Annotated in this window: 16 protein-coding genes; all 16 read left to right on the top strand. The window is 33.1% G+C overall.

What is annotated here, in order from left to right; genetic code table 11:
• The first annotated feature begins 282 nt into the window (after positions 1-282).
• The 16 genes from alaS to AB1J10_RS03040 all read left to right on the top strand — a co-directional run bounded on the left by alaS (position 283) and on the right by AB1J10_RS03040 (position 15,552).
• Positions 283-2,913, top strand: a complete 2,631-nt coding sequence (gene alaS / locus AB1J10_RS03115) for an alanine--tRNA ligase (RefSeq protein ID WP_107365395.1) — start codon at positions 283-285, stop codon at positions 2,911-2,913.
• A 67-nt stretch (positions 2,914-2,980) separates the two neighbouring features.
• A complete protein-coding gene (locus tag AB1J10_RS03110) occupies positions 2,981-3,241 on the top strand; it encodes an IreB family regulatory phosphoprotein (protein ID WP_046208109.1) in 261 nt (86 codons plus the stop codon).
• Between the two features lie 3 nt (positions 3,242-3,244).
• Positions 3,245-3,673 (top strand): Holliday junction resolvase RuvX, encoded by a 429-nt coding sequence (gene ruvX, locus AB1J10_RS03105; RefSeq protein ID WP_019469412.1) that lies wholly within the window; start codon positions 3,245-3,247, stop codon positions 3,671-3,673.
• A 16-nt stretch (positions 3,674-3,689) separates the two neighbouring features.
• A complete protein-coding gene (locus AB1J10_RS03100) occupies positions 3,690-4,016 on the top strand; it encodes a DUF1292 domain-containing protein (RefSeq protein ID WP_046208110.1) in 327 nt (108 codons plus the stop codon).
• A 769-nt stretch (positions 4,017-4,785) separates the two neighbouring features.
• Complete coding sequence (locus AB1J10_RS03095; RefSeq protein WP_046208111.1) at positions 4,786-5,427, top strand: O-methyltransferase; 642 nt, start codon at positions 4,786-4,788, stop codon at positions 5,425-5,427.
• Positions 5,424-6,347: a peptidase U32 family protein gene (locus tag AB1J10_RS03090; protein WP_278669796.1), complete on the top strand. Its 924-nt coding sequence runs from the start codon at positions 5,424-5,426 to the stop codon at positions 6,345-6,347. The genes AB1J10_RS03095 and AB1J10_RS03090 overlap by 4 nt, the downstream gene beginning before the upstream one ends.
• 14 nt (positions 6,348-6,361) lie before the next feature.
• Entirely contained in the window at positions 6,362-7,630 is a 1,269-nt protein-coding gene (locus AB1J10_RS03085) for a peptidase U32 family protein (protein WP_064208881.1), read from the top strand.
• Positions 7,630-8,253, top strand: a complete 624-nt coding sequence (gene udk, locus AB1J10_RS03080) for a uridine kinase (RefSeq protein WP_046208114.1) — start codon at positions 7,630-7,632, stop codon at positions 8,251-8,253. Before AB1J10_RS03085 ends, udk begins: the two co-directional genes overlap by 1 nt.
• A gap of 25 nt (positions 8,254-8,278) precedes the next feature.
• Complete coding sequence (gene greA / locus AB1J10_RS03075) at positions 8,279-8,755, top strand: transcription elongation factor GreA (RefSeq protein WP_019469406.1); 477 nt, start codon at positions 8,279-8,281, stop codon at positions 8,753-8,755.
• 284 nt (positions 8,756-9,039) lie between these two features.
• Positions 9,040-9,771 carry a 5-oxoprolinase subunit PxpB gene (gene pxpB / locus AB1J10_RS03070; protein WP_064208883.1) on the top strand — a complete coding sequence of 244 codons (732 nt, stop codon included), beginning with the start codon at positions 9,040-9,042 and terminating at the stop codon, positions 9,769-9,771.
• On the top strand, positions 9,761-10,768 hold the full coding sequence (locus AB1J10_RS03065) for a biotin-dependent carboxyltransferase family protein (RefSeq protein WP_369003000.1): 1,008 nt from the start codon (positions 9,761-9,763) through the stop codon (positions 10,766-10,768). The genes pxpB and AB1J10_RS03065 overlap by 11 nt, the downstream gene beginning before the upstream one ends.
• Complete coding sequence (locus AB1J10_RS03060; protein ID WP_046208117.1) at positions 10,768-11,202, top strand: acetyl-CoA carboxylase biotin carboxyl carrier protein; 435 nt, start codon at positions 10,768-10,770, stop codon at positions 11,200-11,202. Before AB1J10_RS03065 ends, AB1J10_RS03060 begins: the two co-directional genes overlap by 1 nt.
• Positions 11,203-11,222: 20 nt before the next feature.
• Positions 11,223-12,581: an acetyl-CoA carboxylase biotin carboxylase subunit gene (locus tag AB1J10_RS03055; protein WP_046208118.1), complete on the top strand. Its 1,359-nt coding sequence runs from the start codon at positions 11,223-11,225 to the stop codon at positions 12,579-12,581.
• A complete protein-coding gene (gene pxpA, locus AB1J10_RS03050; RefSeq protein WP_278669533.1) occupies positions 12,581-13,339 on the top strand; it encodes a 5-oxoprolinase subunit PxpA in 759 nt (252 codons plus the stop codon). Before AB1J10_RS03055 ends, pxpA begins: the two co-directional genes overlap by 1 nt.
• A 3-nt stretch (positions 13,340-13,342) precedes the next feature.
• A complete protein-coding gene (locus tag AB1J10_RS03045) occupies positions 13,343-14,575 on the top strand; it encodes an NRAMP family divalent metal transporter (RefSeq protein ID WP_046208120.1) in 1,233 nt (410 codons plus the stop codon).
• 290 nt (positions 14,576-14,865) lie between these two features.
• Positions 14,866-15,552, top strand: coding sequence for a 5'-methylthioadenosine/adenosylhomocysteine nucleosidase (locus AB1J10_RS03040; RefSeq protein ID WP_046208121.1), 687 nt, complete (start codon positions 14,866-14,868; stop codon positions 15,550-15,552).
• Positions 15,553-15,563: the final 11 nt, after the last annotated feature.

Here is a 15,563-nt window from a genome sequence, read left to right as displayed (position 1 = left end):
AATACAATATAATTGATTGTGCATAAAGATGAGTAAATTATGGTAGTCGACAAGAGATGTACTGGCTGGTGAAAAGTACAGATAGCATAGTTGAAAGCTACTTTATGTTAAATAATAAATATACTTATTTTAAGTGATAAGCGGAATTATTAATTATGATTAATGCTTATAACTAGGGTGGTACCGCGAAACGTTCGTCCCTTTTGATAGGATGGACGTTTTTTATTTTCATTTTTATCAAATAACTGATATAACTTGAGTTGAGATGGAGGAATTTTAAGTATGAAAAACTTAAAAGCAAGTGAAATTAGACAGAATTTTATTGATTACTTTGTTGAGCAAGGACATATGGTTGAACCTTCTGCACCTTTAGTACCTATAGATGATGATTCTTTACTATGGATTAACTCTGGTGTTGCGACATTGAAAAAATATTTTGATGGCAGAGAAACACCGAAAAAGCCTCGTATTGTCAATTCTCAAAAAGCCATAAGAACAAATGATATTGAGAATGTTGGCTTTACAGCTAGACATCATACTTTTTTTGAAATGTTAGGTAACTTTTCAATTGGTGATTATTTCAAAAAAGAAGCCATTGAATTTGCGTGGACATTTTTAACGAATGAAAAATGGATGGCTATGGATCCAAAACGATTGTATGTAACCATACATCCTGAGGATACAGAAGCTTATAAAATATGGAATGAAGACATAGGCTTAGAAGAGAGTAGGATTATTCGTATAGAAGGTAATTTCTGGGATATCGGTGAGGGACCATCAGGCCCTAATACAGAGATATTCTATGATCGAGGGGATCAATTTGGACAAGATGATCCTGCAGAAGAAATGTATCCAGGCGGTGAAAATGAAAGATTTTTAGAAGTTTGGAATTTAGTATTTAGTGAATTTAATCATAATAAAGACCATACGTACACACCATTACCAAATAAAAATATTGATACTGGAATGGGTCTCGAAAGAATGGCATCTATCGCACAAAATGTTCGTACAAACTACGAAACGGATTTGTTCATGCCTATCATTAATGAAGTTGAAAATGTTTCGGGTAAAAAATATCTTGAAACAGATTCTTATGATGTCGCATTTAAAGTTATCGCTGACCATATTCGCACAATTTCATTTGCAATTGCTGATGGCGCGTTACCTGCAAATGAAGGAAGAGGTTATGTGCTACGCAGACTTTTACGTCGTGCTGTAAGATTTAGCCAATCCTTAGACATTAATGAGCCGTTTATGTATAAATTAGTTGATATTGTTGCAGGTATAATGGAACCATACTATCCAAACGTTAAAGAAAAATCAGATTTCATCAAACGTGTGATTAAATCTGAAGAAGAACGTTTCCATGAAACATTAGAAGAAGGCCTAGCGATATTAAATAATTTAATTACAAAAGCAAAGTCGACGACAAATGAAATTAGTGGTAAAGATGCATTTAAATTATATGACACATATGGCTTTCCAGTTGAACTTACTGAAGAAATTGCAACTCAAGAAAATCTTACCGTTGATATGAATACTTTTGAAGAAGAAATGCAAAAACAACGTGACAGAGCTAGACAAGCACGTCAAAACTCACAATCTATGCAAGTACAAAGTGACATATTAAAAAAAATAACAACAGATAGTCAATTTGTAGGTTATGATGTCATGGACCAAAAAACGATTATTACGGACATCATATATAATGGTGAATTAGTAAATGAAGCTGAATCAGGAGAAACTATTTACTTTATTTTAAAAGAAACACCATTTTATGCAGTAAGTGGTGGACAAGTTGCAGACGAAGGTACTATAAGTAATGAACAGTTCGAAATCAATGTTACTGAAGTTACCAAAGCGCCCAATGGACAAAACTTACACAAAGGTGAAATTCAATTTGGCACTGTTAAAAAGAATGACGAAGTGTTTGCTAGTGTAAACCACATTGAACGTAGAGATATTAAAAAGAATCACAGCGCTACACATTTATTACATGCAGCATTAAAAGAAGTGCTTGGAGACCATGTCAATCAAGCAGGCTCACTTGTTGAAGCAGAGAGGTTAAGATTTGATTTCACGCACTTTGGACCTTTAAATCAAGCAGAAATTGATCAAGTTGAACGAAGAGTTAATGAAGAAATTTGGAATAGTATAGATGTGGATATTCAAGAAATGCCTATTGCTGAAGCTAAAAAGTTAGGCGCGATGGCATTGTTTGGTGAAAAGTATGGTGAGGTTGTTCGAGTAGTGAATATGTCTCCTTTCTCTATTGAATTATGTGGAGGTATCCATGTTAATAATACTTCTGAAATAGGTTTGTTTAAAATAGTAAGTGAATCAGGTACTGGTGCTGGTGTGAGACGTATAGAAGCATTTACCGGAAAATCAGCATTCCTATATTTAGAAACAATTCAAGAACAATTTAATGCAGTGAAAGCACAAATTAAAGTGAAATCAGATGATCAAGTTTTGGATAAAGTCATCCAAATGCAAGCGGATGAAAAAGAATTAACTAAACAACTTGAGCAAAAAAATAAAGAAATCACTACACTAAAAATGGGTGATATTACAAATCAAGTGGAACAAATTAATGGATTTAAAGTCCTTGCAACTGAGGTTGAAGTCGCAAATGCAAAAGCGATTCGTGAGACAATGGATGACTTTAAATCTAAATTGCAAGATGCTATTATAATTTTAATTAGTAATATAGATGGTAAAGTGTCATTAGTAGCAACAGTGCCAAAAGCTTTAACAGACAGTGTAAAAGCTGGTGATATTATTAAAAACATGGCACCTATTGTAGGTGGTAAAGGTGGTGGCCGTCCAGACATGGCTCAAGGTGGAGGCACTCAACCTGAAAACATAACAGAATCATTACGTTTCATTAAAGATTACATTAAATCTCTATAAGTTCTAACTATTGTCATGTAGAATTAACAATAAGTACTTTTTACTCGATATGAAGGAGTGTTACAAAATGGAAAACTTTGATAAAACAATGAAATTTAATTATGATGAAATTCCAAAAGAAGATGTCAAAACAGTACTTCAAAATGTCTATAACACATTGAAAGAACGTGGCTATAATCCTGTTAATCAAATCGTTGGTTACTTATTATCAGGAGATCCTGCGTATATTCCACGTAATAATGAAGCTAGAAACCAAATTCGTCGTATTGATCGTGACGATATCATGGAAGAATTAGTTTCAAATTATTTACAAGAGAATTCAAAGTAATTAATGCTAAAACATAAAATTTTAGGTTTAGATGTAGGAAGTAAAACTGTTGGCATTGCTATAAGCGATCTCATGGGTTGGACAGCCCAGGGATTAGATACACTCCATATAAACGAAGATAAGAATGAACTAGGTATAGACAGACTAGTAACAATCATAGAGAAAGAAAAAGTTGGTACTGTTGTCATTGGTTTGCCAAAGAATATGAATAATTCTATTGGATTTCGAGGCGAAGCTTCGTTACAATACAAGGAGCAACTTCAAGAAGCATTGCCATCTGTAGAGATAATCATGTGGGATGAGCGTTTAAGTACCATGGCTGCAGAACGTTCTTTACTTGAAGCAGATGTTTCTAGACAAAAACGAAAAAAAGTAATAGATAAAATGGCTGCAGTATTTATATTACAAGGCTATTTAGATTCTATACAATAAAAAGGAGCGTTTTATAATGACTGAACACAACCATGAATCTGAATTAGAAATTAATAATCAAGAGGAACTATTAACTTTATATGATGAAGATGGAAACGAAGTACTTTACCGTAAAGTATTAGAATTTTTCCATCCTGAATTTAAAAAAGAATATGTGATTCTTGCTGAAGAAGGTGCAGAATCAGATGATGATGATTTAATCGAATTAGTACCAATGATTAATGAGCCTGATGAAGATGGTGAAGGCGGAAAATTCTTACCGGTTGAAACAGATGAAGAATGGGATATGATTGAAGAAGTCGTTAACACTGAAATGGACGATCATGATCATAACCATGAATAACCTCTAATCTGAACAACTCAAATAATTTGCACCACTAATTAAAACGTGAACGTGGACGACACATTGATTTAATAATGTTTATGTTTTTCTTTGGTGACAAAGCTTGTTAGTCAAATCTTGTACAATCGTTAAGGGATAAAATATGAGATACAAAGTGCTTATTTCAAATTATCAAGCCGAGACTTAAAAGTCTCAACTCAGACTGTCAACAAAGTTTCCAGCTTTGTTGACAGTCTTTTTTTGTTTGAATTCTACTGGCGCTAATTTACTCCGTCTCTACCGGCTTTTATTTTATTACAGATGCCAGTTTAGTTTTCATATTCGAATAAGTCGAAGAAAAATATCGATTTAATAATGTCAAACTATTTTTAGATTCTGTTGTTTTAAAAAAAGTATCGTTTATTTTGAACATTTTTAATATCAAATCAAAAAGAAATTTTTCAAAAATACACACAAATGTAGCTTATCGTAACTGAGACTTTTAAGTCCCAATTTTTATATTTAAGAATAAAAGTACTCAATCAGCTACAGTTATATTAACTAGTTAATTATCACAATTTACACTTATAAAATATATGGGTTTGTGGTAAAATATATAAAGTTAAATTTTAAATTTATGAGATATTTTCAAAGAATTATATAAAGTAGTTCGAAAATAACAACTTATAGACGTCATTATTAACCATAATACAATCAGTCACGATTATTGGCTGATTTATTTTATTTGTCAAAAATGCTTTGAAATATCTACATTGAAGGAAGTTTTAAAATGGAAAATAATCAATCATATTTATTAGAATTGCACAAAGAGAATGATATTGCTATTGAACAACTTAGACCGTATGCGTTGGAACACCATGTTCCAATCGTTGATAGACTAACATTAGATATGATTAAACAACTGATCAGAATACATAAACCCAAGCGCATTTTAGAAATAGGTACAGCGATTGGTTATAGCAGTATGCAATTTGCTTCTGTTTCTGATGAAATAAAAGTGGTTACCATCGAGCGTGATGATGATATGCAATTAAAAGCCAAAGAAAATTTTGCGAAATTTGGATTTGAAACTCAAATTGAGTTAATTGAAAAGGATGCGTTAGAAGCTTTAGAAAATATCAAACATGAATCTTTTGATATGATATTTATTGATGCTGCAAAGGCACAATCAAAAAAGTTTTTTTCTTTGTACGCCCCTTTATTGAATGAAGGTGGGATAATAGTTACAGATAACGTTTTGTATCATGGTTTTGTTTCTGATATTTCCGAAGTGAGAAGTAGAAATGTTAGACAAATGGTAAAAAAAGTACAAGAATATAATGAATGGCTTATGGCTCAACCTCATTTCACAACTAATTTCCTTAATATGGATGATGGTCTAGCTATTTCGATTAAAGGAGAATCAAAATGACAGAATTATTAGTAACACCAAAATCTGTTAAACATATTGAGACACTAATTGAAAAAGGTGCAGATGCTTTTGTAATTGGTGAGCAAAGATTCGGCTTAAGATTAGCAGGAGAATTTAAAAGAGAAGCATTGATAGAAGCAGTGGAATTAATACATAATCATGGTAAAAAAGCCTACGTAGCAGTAAATGGTATTTTTCACAATTATCATTTAAATGCACTAAAATCATATATAGATTTTTTACACGAAGTAAGCGTTGACCGCATCATATTTGGCGATCCAGCAGTAGTTATGTATGTGAATGAACAACCAAATCCGATTCCATTAAATTGGGATGCCGAAGCACTAGTCACAAATTATTTCCAGTGTAACTATTGGGGGAAAAAAGGTGCACAACGTGCGCAATTAGCTAGAGAATTAAGTTTAGATGAAATATTAAATATAAAACAAAATGCAGATGTAGAGATTGAAGTACAAGTACATGGTATGACTTGCATGTTTCAATCAAAACGTATGTTATTAGGTAACTATTTTACTTTCCAAGAAAGACAAATGAAAATTCAACGAAATAAAGAAGCGAATGAGTTGCTTTTATATGATGAAGAACGGGATAACAAATATCCTGTTTTTGAAGATTATAATGGAACGCATATAATGTCACCTAATGATATTTGTTTGATTGAAGAGTTAGATCAGCTTTTAGTAGCCAATATTGATGCATTCAAGATCGATGGTGTATTACAAACTGAAGAATATATCAATGTATGTACAGAGCAATATAGAGAAGCGATTGATTTGTTCAAAGAAGATCCTGAAACCTATGATGATGAAAAATTTATGCTTGTAGATCCGATTGAGGCCATTCAGCCTGAGCACCGTCCGTTTGATGAAGGATTCTTGTATAAACAAACAGTCTATTAAAGGAGGTTTAAGTAATGGAATTATTAGAAAAAGTTGAAAATCGTACTAATAATAAGATTAAAAAACCTGAACTACTTGCACCAGCAGGTAATTTAGAAAAACTCAAAATAGCAGTACATTATGGTGCTGATGCTGTATTTTTAGGTGGACAAGCATATGGTTTAAGATCGAATGCAGATAATTTTACGTTGGAAGAAATAAACGAAGGTGTGACATTCGCTCAGCAATATGGGGCGAAAATTTACGTTACGACGAATATTATTGCTCATGATGAAAATATTGAAGGATTGGACGAGTATTTAAAAAATATTGAGTCAGCAGGCGCCACTGGTATTATTGTTGCAGATCCACTTATTATTGAAACCTGCAAGCGTGTAGCGCCGAACTTAGAAATTCATTTATCAACACAACAATCTCTTTCGAATTATAAAGCTGTAGAATTTTGGAAAAATGAAGGTCTAGATCGTGTAGTATTAGCACGTGAAACTGGTGCTATGGAAATGAAGGAAATGAAAGACAAAGTAGATATTGAAATTGAATCATTTATACATGGTGCGATGTGTATTGCGTATTCTGGTAGATGTACATTAAGTAATCACATGACTGCTCGAGACTCTAACAGAGGCGGTTGTTGTCAAAGTTGTAGATGGGATTATGATCTTTTGGAAGTTGATGAAGATGGTGAATTAGATTTATATTATGACGAAAATGCAGTGACTCCATTTGCAATGAGTCCAAAAGATTTGAAACTTATTGAATCAATCCCTAAAATGATGGATATTGGTGTGGATTCACTTAAAGTTGAAGGACGCATGAAATCAATACACTATATTGCAACTGTAGTGTCTGTATATCGCAAAGTCATCGATGCTTATGCAGAAGATCCTGATAACTTTAAAATTAAGCCAGAATGGTTAACTGAGCTGGAAAAATGTGCTAATAGAGATACTGCTTCTGCATTTATTGAAGGCACACCTGGATATGAGGAACAAATGTTTGGGCAACAAAATAAAAAGAACTCAGCTTATGATTTTTGTGGATTGGTTCTGGCTTATGATGAAACAACTAAGCTTGCTACGATTCAACAGCGGAACAAATTTGAACCTGGAGACGAAATAGAGTTTTTTGGTCCTGAAATCGATACATTTAGACAAGTTGTTGACACTATCTATGATGAAGAAGGTAACCAACTTGATGCTGCACGACATCCATTGCAAATCGTGCAAATTAAAGTTGATCATCCAATTTATACCAACAACATGATGAGAAAGGAAATTGGATAATGAAACGTACGACTATTATTGGAATCGCTGGTGGTTCGGGTTCGGGCAAAACCTCAGTGACAAATGAAATTATGAAAAATTTAGAAGGCCATAGTGTTGCATTATTGGCACAAGACTATTATTATAAGGACCAATCGCATTTAAGTTTCGAAGAACGTTTAGAGACCAATTATGATCATCCTTTTGCTTTTGATAATGACTTATTAATAGAAAATTTAAACGATTTGAGAAATGGCAAACAAATCGAAGTACCAACATATGATTATACAAATCATACTAGAAGTGAAGAAACGATTGCATTTAAACCAAAAGATGTTATTATCGTAGAAGGCATATTTGCGCTTGAAAATAAAACGTTAAGAGATTTAATGGATGTCAAGATTTATGTTGATACAGATGCAGATTTACGAATTTTACGTCGCTTACTTCGTGATACAGAAGAAAGAGGACGAACAATGGATTCTGTAATAAGTCAATATCTAAATGTAGTTCGACCAATGCATAATCAATTTATAGAACCCACAAAAAGATATGCAGATATTATCATTCCAGAAGGTGGAAGTAATAAAGTTGCGATCGATATAATGACGACGAAAATTCAGACTTTAGTAAGTAAACAATAGTATTATAGTAAAGGAAGATGACAATATGGAAAACCAAAAACAATATCCTATGACGCAAGAAGGTTTCGAAAAACTAGAAAATGAACTTGAAGAGTTAAAAACGGTTAAGAGACCAGAAGTCGTAGAAAAAATAAAAGTAGCACGTTCATTCGGAGACTTATCTGAGAACTCTGAGTATGATGCTGCGAAAGATGAACAAGGATTTATCGAACAAGATATACAAAGAATTGAGCATATGCTACGTAATGCCCTAATAATCGAAGATACTGGTGATAACAACCAAGTACAAATTGGTAAAACTGTAACTTTTGTAGAATTACCTGGTGAAGACGAAGAGGAATACCAAATTGTTGGATCAGCTGAATCTGATGCATTTAATGGTAAAATTTCAAATGAATCACCAATGGCAAAAAGTTTAATCGGCAAAAAATTAAACGAAGAAGTTCGTGTTCCACTGCCAAATGGTGCAGAAATTAATGTCAAAATTGTAAATATTAAATAATATAAAAATCCCCTTAACACTTAATGTTAGGGGGATTTTACACTTTATAAATAAAAACATATACTTATCTTCAACTATTTGATAAATTTATATCATTGATACAATAATTGAAATATTGAGATAATTTCGGATTAATTTGTATTTAACAATAGTAGTTTATTATCGACAATTATAACTATTTTTAATTAAACATAGTCTGACAGTTAATGATACAATTATAATGTTGCACACATATTAATGTTTGAATCATAGTTTAATGTATAAAATACAAAGGGGGAAATGTGTTGGAATATAAATTGATCAATGAAGAGACAATTATGATTTACTTTGAACAACAAATCAATCCTTCGACATTTAAGGAAGTTCAAAAAGTTGAAAATTATATTAAAGATCAACAACATAAAGCAATTATTGAAGTGATACCTTCTTATCGGGCAATTATGCTACATATAGATATTACAAAACAAAGTTTAGCGGAAGTAGTTAAAGCGCTGAATCTAGAACAATTAAATCAACTGGATTTTGATGAAAATAATAATGAAGTAAAAATAATTAGTTTACCAGTTCTTTATGGTGGTGATTATGGTCCAGATATTCAAGAAGTAGCTACACATCATCAATTATCAATAGAGGACGTCATTAATTTACATACAGAAAATCGATATTTAATTTATATGCTTGGATTTATGCCAGGCTTTCCGTTTTTAGGTGGTTTAAATCCAGAGCTGGCTACACCTAGACGCGAAGAACCAAGAACGAGCATTCCTGCGGGTTCTGTAGGTATTGCGAATAATCAAACAGGTTTATATCCAAAACAATCTCCAGGTGGTTGGCAAATCATCGGACGTACACCAATTACTGTATTTGATATTTCAAAAACACCTATGTGTTTATATGAATCTGGTGACTATATAAAATTCTATCCTATCGATGAATCAACGTTCGAACAGATTATAGAAGAACAGCAAGGTGAATTTGATATTAAGAAATGGGTGAAAATTCAATATGAGTATTAAAATAATTAATCCAGGGTTATTTAGTACGATTCAAGATTTAGGAAGAATCGGCTATCAAGACCAAGGATTTTCTACTGCAGGTGTTTTAGATCGGTACGCTTATCGAACTGGACAAGCACTCATTGGCAATGAAGGGCCAGCAATTGAATGTACAATAATTGGCCCAACAATTGAATTCTTAGAAGACAATGCTTTTGTATTAATAGGTGCTGAGTTCAAAGCAACTGTTAACGAAGCAATTATTGATGAATCTACTGTAATAGCAGTAAAAAAAGGTGACGTTTTGAAAGTTGGACAGGTCACTAAAGGGGCTAGAGGGTACTTATTATTTGGTAAACCTTTGACAATTCATAAAGTAGCAAATAGTTATTCTACACACACACGAAGTCAAATTGGTGGTTTTAAAGGGCGCGCATTAAAATCTGGTGATGTAATTGAGTGCGAAAACGATTATCCATATGCACAAAATCTTGGATTGAGTGTACCAAAAGATGTTGGTGAATTTGAAGAAAAACCTATTCAAATCATCAAAGGGCCTCAATTTGATAGCTTTAGCGAAGAGGCACAACAAAAACTAGTAGCTAATGAATTTAAAATATCAGAAAAGTCAGACCGTATGGGATATCGGTTACAAGGTGAAGCGATTTCACCAAACACATCGGCTGACATAATATCAGAGCCTGTTGCCTTAGGCAGTATACAAGTGCCAAATGATGGCAATCCGATCATTTTATTAAATGATAAACAAACAGTAGGCGGTTATACAAAAATAGCAACTGTTTGCGCATCTGATTTACATAAATTAGCTCAAATGCAACCTAATGATACGATTCGTTTTGAATGGACGACAATCGAAGAAGCAGTTAAAAAATTAGAGCAACAAGAAGAAGCGTTTAAAAATACAATCAATAATATTAAAGAGCAACCAATTTTTGATATTTCACAATTGAGAAATACATCTGCTCGTATTAATCATTTATTGAAAGGGGAATTATAATGAATTTTGAAAAAGTAGAACAATTAATAAAGATGGTAAAAGATAACGGGGTTAAAAAATTTAATTATAAAGATTATGAAAATGAAATCACTATAGATTTTACCGATAATACATCTGCATCAACTGCGCAACAACAATTAGTTTCAAATAATGAATCAAGTTTAAATGAACAAAGTGCATCAAATGAAGAACAATCCGATCAAGTTGTCAAATCACCAATGGTTGGAACATTTTATTTACAAGACGAGAAGGAATTAACAAATCCCCTTATTCATGAAGGTGATGAAATTAAAAAAGGAGATACCATTGGTTATATAGAAGCGATGAAAGTCATGAATGAAGTAAAAAGTGATGTGAGTGGTGTAGTCGACACAATACATGTCAATCACGGCGCAAATGTTGAGTATGATCAAACGATTATAACTGTGAAATAAGTATAAAGGGGGTATTTGAGTTGTATCGTTGTTTAATTGCAAATAGAGGAGAAATTGCTGTAAGAATCATCCGCGCTTGTAGAGAAATGGATATTGAAACTGTAGCTATCTATGCTTTAGGGGATGAGTCTAGCCTACATGTCAGCTTAGCTGATCAAGCGATATGTATTGGTGAAGCCAATGCATTAGATAGCTATTTAAACCAAGATAGAATTATTAGTGCAGCAAAAATTAGTGGTGCAAATGCAATTCACCCAGGATATGGTTTTTTATCAGAAAGTACTTCATTCGCTAAAAATGTTGAAGAAAACGGTATTTATTTTATAGGGCCAACTGATCAAACTATGGAGATGATGGGTGATAAAATAACAGCACGACAAACAGTAGACCAAGCTAATGTGCCTATCATACCAGGATCTACTTCTGCTGTAGAGTCAATCGAAGAAGTTAAGGAAATTGCGCAAGATATTGGTTATCCACTTGTATTAAAAGCTGCCAGTGGTGGTGGCGGCAAAGGGATAAGGATTGTCAAAAAAGAAGAATCTTTAGAAAAGTCATTTAAAGAAGCCAAAAGTGAGGGGCAAAAATATTTTAATGATGATCGCGTATATGTGGAAGCGTTTATCCCAGTAGCTAAACATGTGGAAGTTCAGGTGTTAGGAGACGGTAAAGAAAATTACATACACTTAGGTGAACGTGATTGCTCAGTTCAGAGAAAAAATCAAAAATTAATTGAAGAATCGCCTTGTGCTGCATTATCTGAACATATGAGAACATCTATGTGTAATGATGCTGTGAAAGTAGCAAGAGCATCTGGTTATAGAAGTGCAGGTACTATCGAATATTTAGTGACAGAAGATGCTTATTACTTCATAGAGATGAATGCGCGTATCCAAGTAGAACATACAGTAACTGAAATGAGATCAAATCGTGATTTACTACACGCACAGCTCTATTTAATGAAACACGGTACATTACCGTTCAATCAAGACGAAGTGATATTTGATGGTCATGTCATTGAAGCAAGAATCAACGCAGAAAATCCTCAGAAAGGATTTCAGCCTTCACCAGGTAAAGTAAAAGCATTACATTTGCCTCAAGGCTTTAACGTCCGTATCGACAGTTTACTTTATCATGGCTATACGGTATCGCCAAATTACGATTCACTTGTAGCTAAAGTGATTGTAAAAGCACCAAATAGAGATTCAGCAATAAAAAAATTAAAAGTAACATTGGATGAAATGGTAATCGATGGCTTTACTACGACAGCTGATTTCTTATATGCTGTTTTATCGTATCCGCAATATGCTAATGGTGATGCAAAAGATGTAGATATTAAATTCTTAGATAGACATCAAATAATTAAGGAGGAATCATGATGAAAGTTGATTTAAACTGTGATTTAGGCGAAGCTTTTGGAAATTATTCATTCGGTGGAGACAATCAAATTATTCCGCTAATTACTTCAGCTAATATTGCATGTGGTTTTCATGCTGGTGACCAACATGTCATGAATCAAACGGTGGAATTAGCTAAAGCAAATGGTGTTGGTATAGGTGCTCATCCTGGCCTCCCAGATTTACAAGGATTTGGACGTAGAAATATGGACTTGTCACCCAAAGAAATTTATGATATCGTCATTTACCAGCTCGGTGCATTAAGCGGATTCTGTAATGTTCACCAAGTTAAAATAAATCACGTGAAACCACATGGAGCACTTTATCAAATGGGGGCGCGTGATAAAGCAATTGCTCATGCGATTGCACAAGCTGTATATGATTTTGATAAATCATTAATTTATGTTGGATTATCAAATACACTACTTGTTACAGAGACGCAAGCTGTTGGTTTAACTACTGCTGCCGAAGTGTTTGCAGATAGACGCTATGAAGATGATGGTCAATTAGTTAGTCGTAAAGAAAGTGATGCATTGATCACTGACACTGAAGAAGCTATTGAACAAGTTGTCAAAATGGTTAAGTCACAAAAAGTCGTTACGAAAAATAACAAGGAAATTGATATTCAAGCAGATACAATTTGTGTTCATGGAGATGGTGAACACGCACTAGAATTTGTTACAAAAATAAGAGACAGATTATCGAAAGAAGGCGTTTCTATATCTAAGCTGGGAGGCTAACACATGGGAGAAAAATTAAAAACAGAATCAAAGGATTTTGAATTTACAAAAAATCATAAAAGATTATTATTAGGTTCTGTATTCTTAATGGCTACATCTGCAATTGGACCCGCGTTTCTAACTCAGACAGCAGTATTTACTGCTCAGTTTACTTCAAGTTTTGCTTTTGCAATTTTATTATCAATATTGATTGATATAGGGGCGCAAATTAATATTTGGAGAGTGTTGGTAGTTACAGGTAAACGTGGACAAGAAGTAGCTAATGAAATCTTTAAAGGATTGGGTACTTTTATATCGATATTAATTGCAATAGGAGGACTTGCATTTAATATCGGTAATATTGCTGGTGCTGGATTAGGATTAAATGCAATTTTTGGCTTAGATGTAAAGATTGGTGCAGCTATTACAGCTGTATTATCAATACTTATTTTTGTAAGTAAAAGTGGTCAAAAAATTATGGATGTTGTCACGATGTTTTTAGGCGTTTTAATGATTGTAGTTGTTGCATTTGTAATGTTTAAGGCAAACCCACCATATGCAGACGCAGCTAAACATCTCGTGATGCCAGAGCAACCATTAGCGCTTGTCTTACCGATTATCACATTAGTAGGAGGAACAGTTGGTGGTTATATCACTTTTGCTGGTGCACATAGAATATTAGATTCAGGTATCAAAGGTAAACACTATTTGCCATTTGTCAATAAGGCGGCAATTTCAGGAATATTAACAACGGGTGTACTTAGAACCTTATTATTCTTAGCGGTACTCGGTGTGGTCGTTACAGGTGTAACTTTAAATGATACTAACCCACCAGCTTCTGTATTTGAACATGTATTAGGACCAGTCGGTCGAAATATTTTTGGTGTCGTTTTATTTGCTGCAGCAATGTCTTCAGTTATTGGTTCAGCATACACAAGTGCAACTTTCTTAAAAACATTGCATAAATCTATCTATAATAAAACAAACATTATTGTAATTTCATTTATAGTCATTTCAACTTTTGTTTTTCTATTTTTAGGAAAACCAGTTACATTATTAATCGTTGCAGGTGCTTTAAATGGACTTATCTTACCAATTATATTAACGACAATACTAATTGCTAGTAAACGAAAATCAATCGTCGGAGATTATCATCATCCAACATGGATGTTAGTCTTTGGAGCAATTGCTGTGATCGTTACAGTTGTTACAGGTGTTTATTCACTACAAGGATTGACAGAATTAATGGGTAGTTAACAAAACAATTATAGTGACAAATAAACCATTCTCTAGTTCTTAATGCAAAACAAGGACTTAGGGAATGGTATTTTTTATGATGATGTTTTCTATAAATAGCCTCGAATAGTTTGAAATATTAAACAACAAATTTACAGATTAATTCAATTTAAAGCAGAGAAATTATTCTTATGTTTCTTATGGAAAAGAATGAAATAATAAATTGATATAAATATCGTTCAATCGTCGAGCTATTGGTTTAAATGTGGTAGAATAACTAAGGTTAGGATTTTAAATTGAGGTGAAAAACGATGATCGGTATTATAGGAGCTATGGAAGAAGAAGTAGCAATCTTAAAAGATAAACTTGTTGACTTTGAAGAGATTAATATTGCACATGTATATTTTTATAAAGGGTATATAAATGATAAAGCAATCGTATTAACTCAAAGTGGTATTGGTAAAGTGAATGTTGCAATTTCAACAGCATTATTAATTGAAAAGTTCAAACCTGATTTAATTATAAATACTGGTTCTGCAGGAGCATTGGATAAATCATTAAACGTAGGAGATATCGTGATAAGTGATATGGTTGCTTATCATGATGCTGATGCTAGAGCATTTGGTTATCAATTAGGACAAATTCCACAAATGCCAGCGCAATTCGTAGCAGATAAATCATTGATTGATAAAGCGACACAAGTAATTACTAATCAACAGTTAACTGCAAAGACAGGCTTGATTGTAAGCGGCGATAGTTTTATTGGAACAAAAGACCAACGAATGAAAATTAAAACAAATTTCCCTCAAGCGATGGCTGCAGAAATGGAAGCAACTGCAATTGCTCAGACTTGCTATCAATTTAATTTACCATTTATTATCACGCGCGCAATTTCAGATTTAGCTGATGGCGACGCAGGTATCACATTTGATGAATTTTTAACAAAAGCAGCAAAGTCTTCTAGTACAATGGTAGAAAATTTAATAAAAAAAATATAAAAAAGGTGAAT

This window comes from Staphylococcus cohnii species complex 1663, assembly GCF_041008415.1.
GTDB lineage: Bacteria > Bacillota > Bacilli > Staphylococcales > Staphylococcaceae > Staphylococcus > Staphylococcus ureilyticus.
This window is presented reverse-complemented; position numbering and strand designations above follow the sequence as displayed.